We start from the raw sequence: 12,571 nt of genomic DNA, 5'->3' as shown, positions 1-12,571 counted from the left end.
AAAACTAAAAAACTTTTACATTCATTACTCCTTCATTTGCGTCACCGACTTAAAAAACCGCTCCACAGCATACATCGATAATTGTCCAGCCGGACCATTTAAATTGTACTCAAATCCATGCGTTCCCCAAGGAATGGTCAGCAAATAAGTTTTCACATTATTTCTTTTCAACTCATTCCGCATGGCTTCACTTTGAATATGCCAAACATGAGCATCATTGATGCCGTGTGCCAACAAGGTTGGCGGCGAATCTGGAGTCACGTGAAATAAAGGAGATTCTGCGATATATCTTTCTGGAACTTCCTCTGGAGTACCACCGAGAAAATCCCTTTGCACCTGTCGAGAGTCCATAATCAAAGGATTGTCGGGATTTTTATAACTCCAGGGCATGTTGATGGCGCCATAAAAAGCCGCAATTCCTTTCACGCCATTTTCATTTCCCGTATAACCCATCGTCAAAATAATGGAAGCTCCCGCCGATCTGCCCATCATGACGAAATTGGTAGTGTCAATTTTTAATTTTGTTGAATTTTTTCTTAGCCATTTAAAGGCGGAATGTAAATCTTCCTGTTGAGCCGGACTCGGATGGTCGGGTGCTAAACGATAATTGATGGTCGCAACTTGATATCCTGCATTCGCGAAATAATTATTGGCTGCAGCGATTTCGCTATTATCACCCTGTTTCCAGGAACCGCCATGAACCACAATCAAACACGGACGAACGCCCGGAATTGCAGATGGCGTAAAGTTTAAATCTAAAGCCACTCCACCGTTATTCGCATACTGATAGGTTTCGAAGGGAATATCTTTCGCGCCATTTCCCGTAAACATTTGAAGAAAACTAAAGGGTTTTTCCTGATGAAAACCCGTCATGTCTGAATCTTTTACTCCAAAAGAATTTTCTAAATCTTCTGCTAAAGTATTTCCAATCGTATAAGCGCGAACAATTGGGGAAGCCAAAATGAAAAATGTAACACCACTTAAGATTAAAGAAATTGTTCGTAATTTTTTAGAAAACCATGTCCAAATAAATAATCCCAAGGAAACGAGCATAAAAATCCAGGGAAATTCTGGAATTGCAATTCCCACATACCAAGTGCTTTGGCTGGGAACTGGAAAGAAATTAACAAGGGAAAAGATAAAGAGGATAAGAAGGAGGATAAATCGTATCAATGTTTTATTTTTTGAAATATACGACTAATTGAAGTTTGTAGATTTCGCGGTCTTTTTAAATAGGCTTAAATTCGTATTTTAGTGGCTTGAAAGCGTGCTCCAATTTCTTTTTGGAAAGCGCATAAATAAAATAAAATTCAGAAAAATGTCTCAACCCGTTATTGATCTTCACTGCGATTTACTCAGCTATCTCACCCGACCTAATACCACCATTTACGACACCGATAATATCGGATGCTCCGTACAAGATTTAAAAGCGGGGAATGTAAAACTTCAAGTCATGGCGATTTTCGCGCCCACAGAAGCGAAAAGTCACGAATATGGCTTAAAGCAAAGCGAAATTTTCCGAGATTTGAATTTGACAGACAATGAGTTATTTCGGTTCGAAAAAAAGCACCTTTCAACCTTTAGTAATAATGAAAACATCGGAATGCTTGCAGCTGTAGAAAGCGGCGCGGCGTTTTGTGATGAAAATATGGACTTGAAAGAAGGGTTTAAAAACTTAGAAACGATCATTGAGAATGTAGGAAATATTCTTTACATCAGTTTTACGCACCATGCAGAAAACCGTTTTGGAGGTGGAAATTTTGCAGAAGCCGGATTAAAAAATGACGGAAAAGCACTCATCGATTATTTACATCAAAGGAATATTGCCATCGATTTTTCTCATACAAGTGATGCTTTGGCTTATGATATTTTAAATTACATCTCAAAAGAAAATATTCAGGTTCCCATTTTGGCGAGTCATTCTAATTACCGTCCGGTTTATGACCACAAAAGAAATTTACCCGATGATGTGACCAAAGAAATCATTCATCAGCAAGGTTTAATAGGACTAAATTTTGTGCGGGCCTTTGTTAATCCAGATCATGTAGAAGCTTTAGAAGAGCATGTTGCGCACGGTTTATCTCTCGGTGCGGAAAATGCGATTTCTTACGGCGCTGATTATTTCTATACGAAAGATATGCCCGATAAATCCAGAATTCCTTTCTACTTTGCCGAACATGACAATGCTAGCAAATATCCAAAGATCAATACAATTTTTGAGGAGAAATTCGGACAAGATCAAATGGAAAAAATCAGCAGTCAGAACGCCTTAGATTTCCTTGGAAGACTTTGGAAATAGCAGATTTTTAAAATACCTAAAAACGATGTAACGGAAAGAAAAATGAATACTGAAGATATTGTTATCCGACTTAATGAACTAAAACTTCTAAGCCAAGAGCTGGAAACTCCAGAAGCCGAGCGCACAGAAATGATGGAAACGGTGACCAATTACGCGAACCAATTCATCGGCAACCTCGATTCTACGAAAGCTTTTAATAAAGAAGAATCGTATTCTTTGGAAATTACCAATGAGAAAAGATCTTTGCCCGCGCTTTTAGATTTGTACCAAAAAGAAGTGGTAGAAAAAGGCATTAACGCTTCCTCTGGAAAACATTTAGGATATATTCCGGGTGGTGGTGTTTTCACTTCTGCGCTGGGAGATTTTATTGCCGCTGTGACCAATCCTTTTGCAAGTGTGCATTACGCCTCACCGGGTGCCGCAACTATTGAAAATGAAGTGGTGAATTGGCTAAAAAAAGTGTTTTCTTTTCCAGAAAATGCAGTCGGTTGCTTGTCTTCTGGCGGATCTATTTCTACTTTGATTGCTTTTACGGCAGCCAGAGATCACCATAAAGTGAAGAATGAATTGATTCCGAAAAACGTGGTGTATTTAAGTGAGCAGGTTCATCATTCTACGCAAAAAGCTTTGCGAATTATTGGGTTGGAAGATGTGGTTATTCGCCAAGTTTCTATGGATGCTCAACATAAAATGCGAACGGATGTACTAAAAGATTTGATTCAAGAAGATATTTCAGCAGGACTTCACCCTTTTATGATTGTGGCAACAGCTGGAACCACTGATACAGGAACCATCGATCCTTTAGATGAAATTGCAGACATCGCAGAAAATTTTAAAATGTGGTTTCATGTGGATGCAGCGTATGGCGGATTTTTCATCATGACTTCTAAAAAAGATTTGTTTAAAGGCATCGAAAAAGCAAATTCGCTGATTGTAGATCCGCACAAAGGTCTATTTCTACCCTATGGAATTGGAGCCGTTTTGGTGAAAGACAGCGAGGCGGTTTTGCATTCCAACTACTACACGGCGAATTACATGCAAGATATTTCCATCGATAAAATGCTAAAAAGTCCGGCAAATCTTTCCCCAGAACTAACGAAGCATTTCCGCGGACTTAGAATGTGGTTGCCCCTGCAGTTTCATGGTGTAGAACCGATTGTGGCGTGTCTCGAAGAGAAATTACTATTGGTTCATTATTTTAGAAATAAATTGGTAGAATTAGGATTTCAAGTGGGACCAGAACCAGATTTATCCATCAGTTATTTTTGGTATCCTTTTGAAAAGGATGCTGATGAAAAAAATAAACTGTTAATGGATGAGATTCATGCAGATGGAACCGTATTTTTAAGTTCATCAATAATAGGAAACCGCTTTGTCATTAGAACCGCTGTTTTGGCTTTCCGAACGAAGCAGGAAAACATTGATGAAGCCGTAGCAATGATTGAAGCGTGCTTGAAAAAAGTAATTTAAAATATTCGAAGAAGCCTTAAAATTTTGAAATTTTAAACGCAATGTCATTTTAAGTAGACCTTTTATCATACAATTGTAACCTAAAACTTTCTACCATGAAAAATCAATTTTCCTTTTTAGGATTCTCCGCGTTGCTTTTTATTTCGTCTTGTAAAACGCTGCCAAGTTCTGCTGCTATTGGTGATGATGGCAAAATAAAAGTAACTTTTGTTCAAGTGAATGACGTGTATGAAATTGCACCCATGCAAGGTGGAAAAGTGGGCGGCGTTGCAAGAGTTGCAAGTTTAAAGAAAAATGAACTCGCAAAAAATCCAAATACCTTTATGGTCATGGCGGGAGATTTTTTAAGTCCCTCTGTGTACAATAGTTTAAAGCATGAAGGCAAAAGAATTCGGGGGAAGCAAATGGTGGAATCTTTGAATGCTGCAGGTTTGGATTTCGCGGTTTTTGGCAATCATGAATTTGATATTAAGGAAGAAGAGTTGCAAAAGCGGATTGATGAATCTTCTTTTACCTGGATTGCTTCCAATACTTTTCATCAAACAAAATCAGGCGTTGCACCTTTCGCAAAATCTACTTCGAGCGGGAAAGAAAATTTTCCAGAATCTTATATTTTAGAGGTTCAAGATGAAGATGGAACGCAGGCTAAAATTGGAATTATGGGTTTAACGCTTCCTTTTAACAAAGTGCAATATGTAAGTTACACCGATCACTTTGCGGCGGCGGAAAAATTATACGCTACTTTGAAAGAAACTTGCGATGCGGTAATTGCCATTACACATTTGGAGGTGAAAGAAGACAGTATTTTAGCTGCGAGATTGCCAGATTTAGATTTAATTATGGGCGGTCATGAACATGACATGCAGTTTAAAAAAGTAGGAAATGTTTTCATAACAAAAGCGCACGCCAATGCGAAATCAGCTTATGTAAATTATTTGACCATCGATAAAAATAATAAAAAAACTTCCGTTTTACCAGAACTTCGCATGATTGACGAATCCATCGTGCAAGATGCAGAAACGGCTTTGGTAGTAAAAAAATGGATGGATATTGGGGAAAAGAATTATCAAGCTTTAGGATTTAATGCCCAACGCATCATTCGGGATCGAGGGGAGCCTTTGGATGGCAGAGAAGCCGCAATCAGAAGTGGGCAAACCAATTTGACACGCGTTATTATTTCTGCCATGGAAAAAGCTGTTCCTCTTGCAGATGTTGTGCTTTTGAATTCAGGTTCTATTCGAGTTGATGACTTGCTGCAAATGCCCATTACAGAATATGACATCATTCGGACATTGCCGTACGGAGGCTCCATTATGGAAGTGGATATGAAAGGAAGTCTGCTCATTAAAGTTTTGGAAGCTGGGAGAAATAATGTGGGTTCCGGTGGATTTCTCCAATATTCGTCCGCAGTAAAATATCTTCCTGAAGCAAAAATCTGGACTTTACAGGCAAACGCTATTGATCCCAGTAAAACCTATCATGTTGGTCTTTCGGATTTTTTAATGACGGGCGGAGAAGCGAATATGGCGTTTTTAACTAAAGACAATCCTGACATTGTTAAAATTTATCCAATAATTACGGATAGTAATGATTTACGATCGGATTCCAGATTGGCAATCATCAAGTATCTGTATGAATTGGGGAAATAATTATTCATCCTTAGAAACTTTTAACGACTGTAAAATTCATGCTTCCAATCGCTTTTCATCCTATTTATAAACATCCACTTCCAGCAGGTCACAAGTTTCCAATGTTGAAATATGAGTTGCTTCCTCAACAATTAATTTTGGAAGGAATTGCAGAAGAAGATGATTTTTTTGCACCAGAAATTGCGGACTTAGAAAGCGTTTATGCGGTTCATTCCAAAGAATACGTTGACCAATTACTCAATTTAACGTTGGACCCGAAAGCGGTTCGGAAAATTGGCTTCCCTCTTTCTACGAAACTGATTGAGCGTGAATTTCGAATTACGCAAGGAACTATTACAGGGTGCGAAACAGCCTTAGAAACAGGTATTGCTTTCAATATTGCGGGAGGAACTCATCACGCCTTTACCAATCGCGGCGAAGGTTTTTGCATGCTAAATGATCAGGCAATTGGGGCCGTAGATTTGCTCACCAAAAAATTAGCCACGAAGATTTTAATTGTTGATTTAGATGTGCATCAAGGAAATGGAACGGCAGAAATTTTTGAAAATAATCCGAAAGTTTTTACTTTTTCGGTTCACGGAAAGACCAATTATCCTTTTAAAAAAGAAAATTCCAGTCTCGATATTCCATTAGAAACGGGAACTGGAGATGCTGAATATTTAGGTTTAATTGAAAAATGGGTTCCAAAATTAATCCATCAAGAAAAACCTGATTTTATTTTTTATCTGAGTGGTGTGGATATTTTAGAGTCGGATAAATTGGGAAATTTGAGTTGTAGTTTAGAAGGCTGTAAAAAGCGCGACCAAATTGTGTTTTCCAACTGTGCAAAATTTCAAATTCCGGTGCAATGCAGCATGGGCGGTGGATATTCGCCAGAAATTAAAACGATTGTTAATGCGCATACGAATACGTATCGCGTTGCAGCTGATATTTTTTCATAGCGATTCTCTTTTGCTTTCAAACAAACTATTCATAATCTCTGATTTTTCGAAAACATTTTGAAACAGAAAAAAGGCATAAAAAAAAGTGTAGATTTCGCTACACTTTCGTTCTTTAAAGGGGTTTTACCTGATCCAGGAACCAGCTTTTCACCTCGCCGTCTAAATCATTTTCCAATTTTTCTTTGCACCAATCATGGTATTTATTCAGCCATTCTTTTTCTGGCTCTGTTAACAATTCTGTGGCGATGACGTTTCTATCAAAAGGACAAATGGTCAACGTTTCAAATTCATAGAACGTTCCAAAATCAGTGGTTTCTTTTTCAGTTACGGCAATCAGATTTTCGTGGCGAATTCCGTAATGATTTTCGTAGTAAAAGCCGGGCTCGTTGGATAAAACCATTCCCGGAATGAGTTCCTGCATATTCATATCTTTTCGAATATTTTGCGGTCCTTCATGAACATTCATGAAACTTCCTACGCCATGACCGGTTCCGTGGTTGTAATCTTTCGCTTCTTTCCAAAGCGCCATTCTTGCAAATGCGTCCAATTGAACACCACGCGTTCCTTTTGGAAATTTCACCATTGATAATTGAATCATGCCTTTTAGTGCCAAAGTGCAATCTTCTTTAAATTCTGTTGAAGCCGTTCCCAGCGCAAAAGTTCGCGTAATATCGGTAGTTCCTTCTAAATATTGTCCGCCAGAATCGACCAAAATGGTATCTTGATTCGTGACTTCTTTGCTGCCTTCACTTTTCGCAGAATAGTGCATGATGGCGCCGTTTTCTTTGTACCCGACAATACTTCCAAAACTTTCGCCCACGAAATTTTTTCCTTCGGCCCGGAAACCGCGTAATTTTTGGCCGATCGTATATTCATTTAAAGGTTCTTGTCCGGCTTGATGAGTCAACCAATAGAGGAATTTCACCATGGCTAGTCCATCTCGTTGCATGACAATTCGGAAACCTTCGAGTTCCGTTTTATTCTTGATGGCTTTCATTAAGTTACCCGGAACGGCAGCTTTTATGAAGGTGTTATTTTCTTTTAAAGCTTCAAACATGGATTGATTTCCATTCGGAGAAATCAATACTTTTTCGGTTTTAAAGTTTTTTAATTCGTTGTAGAATTCTTCGTAGGGTAGAATTTCAACGCCAGATTTCTGCATTTGAGCTCGCGAATCAGCATCTAATTTTTCTAAATCCACAAAAAGTTTTGCGTCAGTCTTTGATAAAATTATGTATCCTAAAAACACGGGATTGGATTGCACATCGCTGCCTCTTAAATTCAGTGTCCAGGCAACATCGTCTAAACTGGAAATGATGTGAACGGTTGCTTCCGCCTCTTCCATTTTCCCACGGATCGCAGCTAATTTATCGTTCACCGATTTTCCAGCTCTTTCTACAGGCTGCACGAAAATTGGATTTTTCACAGCATTCGGGGAGCGCTCTGTCCAAATATTTTTTAGCAAAGGCAAATCCACCACTAGTCTATTTTTCGCACCTAATTTTTCCGTTAATAATTCCCAGTTCGCGTGAGAGGTTGCTATGGCATTGACGGCCACAGTTCCATTTTCTGGGATTTCAGAAATAATCCAATCGATATAATTGGGAGTTTCCTCCATTCCTTCTTTAAATAAGACTATTCCAGAATCTTTCAGTTCAATGGGAGCCTGCACAAAATACCGTCCGTCTGTCCATAATCCTGCTTTTTCTTGTGTGATTACTACAAATCCGGCGGATCCTGTAAACCCAGAAAGCCAAGTTCTTTCTTGCCACTCTTCGGGTAAATATTCGCTCATGTGTGGATCTGCGGAATAGATGATGAAAGCATTGATTTTATGTTCAGCCATTTTATGACGAAGGGCTCCTATTTTTTCTGATGAAGTCATATTAAATAATTTGACGTGAATTTACGAAGAAAATGAGAATTTATAAAAGTATGAGTCCTAAAATTTTATTAAAGTTCGGCCATTACCTTTAAAAAAAAAGTATATCAAAAATTAATTTGATATACTTTTTATTATTTAAAATTTTAAGCTTATTTCATCGCGGATTTCATCGCTTCTTCTTTGGCTTTAAATTCTTTTTGCTTTACTTCATTTCTCGTAGATTGGTAGAGGCCTTTTAGAAGCGTAACTGCATCTAAACTTTTTGGATTTGCTTCATACCATTTCTCTGCGTACGGCAATGATGCTGCTAAACGCTCTCTTCTATCATTGATAATTTTATTTGCTAATTCTGTTTTTCCTGCTTTTTTAGCTGCATTCCAATCATCAATTGATTTACTGTCATCACCCATTGTTACATAAGCAAGATTTTGCCAAGCATCAGCATAATCGGGTTTCAATTCTACTGACTTTTTAAAGGCTGCAATACTTTCATTTGTTTTAGAAGGATCTTTGCTCAGCATTACTCCTAAATTATAAAAATTGATTGCATCGTTAGGATTTTTTGCGATTTGTGCTCTTAAGTTGGTCACAAACTCATCCATTTTACCTGTTTTTAAATAAGCTTTTCCTTGCAATTCCTGCAGTTTGGCATTAGTAGGAAATTTCTTGACTCCTTTTTCAATAAGGTTTAAAGCTTCTTCATTTCGATCTGAGTCTAGAAGCAAAGCGGCATTGGTTTCAAAAAATTCTGGTTCTTTAGTTGGGGTTACTTCATTTTTGAAAGTTTCATACTCTGAGGCTGCACCCATTTTTTTTGCAAGGTCCCATGTTCCTTTGTCCAAGTTTTCTACGGCTTTGGTTTTTTTATTTACCGCGGTGTAAGTGGTTTCTACGCCCGTGTAACCAGAATCAATCAGCATATTATAAATTTCAATCGCTTCTTTTTTCTTGTCAGCTTGCGCGTAACTTAAACCAGAATAATATAAAAATAGCTTATTGTCTTGTCCGGCGGCTTTCAACAAATCATATACTTCTCGAAATTTAGGTGCTGCAACCGCATAGTTTTTAGCATTAAAAGCATCTGTTGCAACTTTGCTTGAAGCTTCGGAAATCGGACTAATTTCTGCGCCTAATTTTGCAACTAAAGTTGGTGTATAGGATTCTTGTTTCAAACCTTCAACTCCAGAAGCTTTCATGGCTTCTTCTCCTACATAATATACTTTATTTTTCGAGCTGTCTTTACCGGAATAAATTTTGGATTTTCCTAACTCCGAAATTTTAGCAAGGTAAGTTGCTCCTTCTGCTGTTTTTCCGGATTTCAAAAGGCTTAAACCTTTTACATAATAATACTGCTCCAATACGGATGGTTCCAAAAGATATGTTTTATTACCCATTGCAGCTTCTGCAGCGGCTAACTGAGTGTTTGCAGTGCTCATATCTTTGGCATCAATTGCTTTTACGGCTGCGGAAATTTCCTTTTTCTGTGCAAACACGAAAGCAACTGAAAGCATTGCTACGCTTAAAAATATTTTTTTCATTATATTTAAATTTAAAATTGTTCTAATTAATCTTCGGACTTTTCTTCTGAACTCTCTGGAGTTTCGCCAGAATTATTCTCTTTTTCCTCTTCTTCAATTTTTCTCAAAACTTCTGGATCACCTAAATTACTAATGGCATTGTCTCCTGTTAAAGGAACTTCACTGAATTCTGGATTGTTGGAATCTGGAGCTGTATTCACCTCCGTACTTTCTTCTCCTTCTTCTATGACTTCTGCAACATCACTATCCATTTCAACTTTGGCAATGGCAGCAATTTCATCATTTTTCTTCAAGTTGATTACTTTTACACCTTGAGTATTTCTACCCATCACGCGCATTTCATCCATTCCCATTCTAATGGCTACACCAGATTTATTAATGATCATTAAACCATCTTCATCTGTTACCGATTGAATAGCAATGAGGTTTCCTGTTTTTTCCGTCACGTTTAAAGTGATTACTCCTTTACCACCACGATTGGTTTCCCGGTAATCTAGAACAGCAGTTCTTTTACCATAACCTCTTTCGGAAACTACCAAAACGGTGTCATTTTCTAAGTCGTTCACAACAATCATTCCAATTGCTTCATCTCCTTTTTCTAAAGAAATTCCACGAACTCCGATGGATCCACGACCCACAGCTCTGGCTTTTTCTTCTGGGAAACGGATACATTTCCCGTTTTTGGTCGCAATCATAATGTGAGAAGTTCCGTTCGTTAATCTTGCGCCTAATAATTGGTCATTATCTCTAATTTCAATGGCATTTACACCATTGGTTCTCGGTCTGGAATATGCTTCTAAAGATGTTTTCTTGATGGTACCATTTTTCGTAACCATCACTACATTCATTTGGTTGATGTATTCTGTATTTTTCAAATCATCAGTTCGGATGTAAGCTTTGATCTTATCATCTGGTTCAATGTTAATTAGGTTTTGTACCGCTCTTCCTTTGGCTGTTTTAGAACCTTCAGGAATTTCAAATACCCTTAACCAGAAACATTTTCCTTTTTCTGTGAAGAACAACATGTATTGGTGATTGGTTGCCGCTACGATATATTCCAAGAAATCTTCATCTCTGGTTGTTGCCGCACGATTACCAACGCCACCTCTACTTTGAATTTTGTATTCTGAAAGCGAAGTTCTTTTAATATACCCTGCGTGAGAAATCGTTAAAACTACTTTTTCATCTGGAATTAAATCTTCTATGGACATTTCTCCACCAGAATAATCAATTACAGAACGTCTTTCATCTCCATATTTTTCCTTCATCTCTAGCATCTCTTCTTTGATGATGGAATACCTTCTTGGCTCATTAGAAAGGATATCTTCTAAATCCTTGATCATGGTCATGATTTCTTCGTACTCGGCGCGGATTTTATCCAGCTCCATTCCGGTTAATCTCGCCAATCTTAAATCTAAGATGGCTTGAGCTTGAATATCTGAAAGATCAAATTCTTGAATTAAACCTTCTTTTGCAGCGGCAGGATTGGCACTATGACGAATGATCGCAATGGCTTTATCCAAATCATCTTGGGTTCCAATCACTTTCATGAAACCTTCTAAAATGTGCGCTCTTTCTTTGGCTTTTCTTAAGTCATATTCAGTTCTGCGGACAATCACTTCATGTCTGTGATCCACAAAATGATGAATAATGTCTTTCACGTTCAATTGAATAGGTCTTCCTTTGACCAATGCAATGTTATTTACACTGAAAGAGGTTTGAAGTGAAGTGTATTTGTAAAGCATGTTCAACACCACATTTGGAATAGCATCATGCTTCAATTCATAAACAACGCGAAGTCCGGTTCTATCAGATTCATCACGGATTTCATAGATTCCCGGAATTTTATCGTCTTTTACCAATTCTGCTGTTCTTGCAATCATTTCAGCTTTGTTCACTTGGTAAGGAACTTCTGTAACGATAATTGCGTTTCTATTTCCAATTTCTTCGAAACCTACTTTAGCACGAAGAACAATTCTACCACGGCCGGTATGAAATGCATCTCTAACCCCATCATATCCATAAATAATTCCACCAGTAGGAAAATCTGGAGCAATGATATGCTTCATCAATTCATCAATGGTGATTTCTTTATTCTCAATGTAAGCAACAATCGCATCAATACTTTCAGAAAGGTTGTGCGGCGCCATATTGGTCGCCATTCCCACTGCAATACCAGAAGCACCATTCACCAAAAGGTTAGGGATTTTGGTTGGCATTACGGTCGGCTCGGTCATGGAATCATCAAAGTTATTTTGAAAATCCACGGTATCTTTATCTAAATCCGCTAAGATTTCATCGGAAATTTTTCTTAATCTGGCTTCCGTATAACGCATTGCTGCAGGCGGATCACCATCCATAGACCCAAAGTTACCCTGCCCATCTACTTGCTGATAACGCAAGCTCCAAGGCTGAGCCATTCTCACCATGGCATCATAAACGGAAGTATCACCATGTGGGTGATATTTACCGAGTACATCTCCCACAATTCTGGCAGACTTTAAATGTTTTCTGTTTGAAAAAACATTCAACCCGTACATTCCATAAAGAACTCTTCTGTGGACTGGCTTCAAGCCATCTCTTACATCTGGTAAAGCTCTGGAAACAATTACCGACATAGAATAATCAATGTAAGAGGATTTCATTTCATCAACAATGTTGATAGGAATTAACCTTTCTCCTTCTGTATGCATAAATCTTTTTTAATAAAATGAAAATCAGGCACTTAAAATTTTGCCTGAATATTCTCTCAATTCTAATTTTAAGAACGGGCTAATTTACGAAATTTT

Annotated in this window: 8 protein-coding genes; 4 read left to right on the top strand and 4 right to left on the bottom strand. The window is 38.0% G+C overall.

Annotated features, from left to right (window positions below; all coding sequences use genetic code 11):
• Nucleotides 1–24: 24 nt before the first annotated feature.
• Nucleotides 25–1,173 carry an alpha/beta hydrolase gene (locus tag RCH13_RS01055; RefSeq protein WP_326985353.1) on the bottom strand — a complete coding sequence of 383 codons (1,149 nt, stop codon included), beginning with the start codon at nucleotides 1,171–1,173 and terminating at the stop codon, nucleotides 25–27.
• Nucleotides 1,174–1,318: 145 nt separating this feature from the next.
• Here RCH13_RS01055 and RCH13_RS01050 point away from each other — a divergent pair, with 145 nt between their 5' ends.
• From RCH13_RS01050 to RCH13_RS01035, 4 genes are all read left to right on the top strand, one after another.
• The gene (locus tag RCH13_RS01050; RefSeq protein ID WP_326985352.1) at nucleotides 1,319–2,299 is read left to right on the top strand and encodes a dipeptidase; all 981 of its coding nucleotides are present in this window, start codon (nucleotides 1,319–1,321) and stop codon (nucleotides 2,297–2,299) included.
• Nucleotides 2,300–2,341: 42 nt separating this feature from the next.
• Nucleotides 2,342–3,769 (top strand): pyridoxal phosphate-dependent decarboxylase family protein, encoded by a 1,428-nt coding sequence (locus RCH13_RS01045; RefSeq protein WP_326985351.1) that lies wholly within the window; start codon nucleotides 2,342–2,344, stop codon nucleotides 3,767–3,769.
• 95 nt (nucleotides 3,770–3,864) lie between these two features.
• Entirely contained in the window at nucleotides 3,865–5,418 is a 1,554-nt protein-coding gene (locus tag RCH13_RS01040) for a bifunctional metallophosphatase/5'-nucleotidase (protein ID WP_326985350.1), read from the top strand.
• A 38-nt stretch (nucleotides 5,419–5,456) separates the two neighbouring features.
• Nucleotides 5,457–6,359 (top strand): histone deacetylase family protein, encoded by a 903-nt coding sequence (locus tag RCH13_RS01035; protein WP_326985349.1) that lies wholly within the window; start codon nucleotides 5,457–5,459, stop codon nucleotides 6,357–6,359.
• A gap of 112 nt (nucleotides 6,360–6,471) precedes the next feature.
• Here RCH13_RS01035 and RCH13_RS01030 read toward each other — a convergent pair whose 3' ends face one another.
• From RCH13_RS01030 to gyrA, 3 genes are all read right to left on the bottom strand, one after another.
• A complete protein-coding gene (locus RCH13_RS01030; protein ID WP_326985348.1) occupies nucleotides 6,472–8,244 on the bottom strand; it encodes an aminopeptidase P family protein in 1,773 nt (590 codons plus the stop codon).
• Between the two features lie 149 nt (nucleotides 8,245–8,393).
• The gene (locus tag RCH13_RS01025; RefSeq protein ID WP_326985347.1) at nucleotides 8,394–9,782 is read right to left on the bottom strand and encodes a tetratricopeptide repeat protein; all 1,389 of its coding nucleotides are present in this window, start codon (nucleotides 9,780–9,782) and stop codon (nucleotides 8,394–8,396) included.
• 26 nt (nucleotides 9,783–9,808) lie between these two features.
• A complete protein-coding gene (gyrA, locus tag RCH13_RS01020) occupies nucleotides 9,809–12,475 on the bottom strand; it encodes a DNA gyrase subunit A (protein ID WP_326985346.1) in 2,667 nt (888 codons plus the stop codon).
• Nucleotides 12,476–12,571: the final 96 nt, after the last annotated feature.

This window comes from Chryseobacterium sp. MP_3.2 (genome assembly GCF_035984805.1).
GTDB lineage: Bacteria > Bacteroidota > Bacteroidia > Flavobacteriales > Weeksellaceae > Kaistella.
The sequence above is the reverse complement of the archived record's forward strand: the minus strand, read 5'-3'. Positions and strand labels throughout refer to the sequence as shown.

Coding starts and splice junctions, on each gene's coding strand:
- RCH13_RS01040 (WP_326985350.1), top strand. CDS start 3,865: ATGAAAAATCAATTTTCCTTTTTAGGATTCTCCGCGTTGCTTTTTATT.
- RCH13_RS01025 (WP_326985347.1), bottom strand. CDS start 9,782: ATGAAAAAAATATTTTTAAGCGTAGCAATGCTTTCAGTTGCTTTCGTG.
- RCH13_RS01030 (WP_326985348.1), bottom strand. CDS start 8,244: ATGACTTCATCAGAAAAAATAGGAGCCCTTCGTCATAAAATGGCTGAA.
- gyrA (WP_326985346.1), bottom strand. CDS start 12,475: ATGCATACAGAAGGAGAAAGGTTAATTCCTATCAACATTGTTGATGAA.
- RCH13_RS01045 (WP_326985351.1), top strand. CDS start 2,342: ATGAATACTGAAGATATTGTTATCCGACTTAATGAACTAAAACTTCTA.
- RCH13_RS01050 (WP_326985352.1), top strand. CDS start 1,319: ATGTCTCAACCCGTTATTGATCTTCACTGCGATTTACTCAGCTATCTC.
- RCH13_RS01035 (WP_326985349.1), top strand. CDS start 5,457: ATGCTTCCAATCGCTTTTCATCCTATTTATAAACATCCACTTCCAGCA.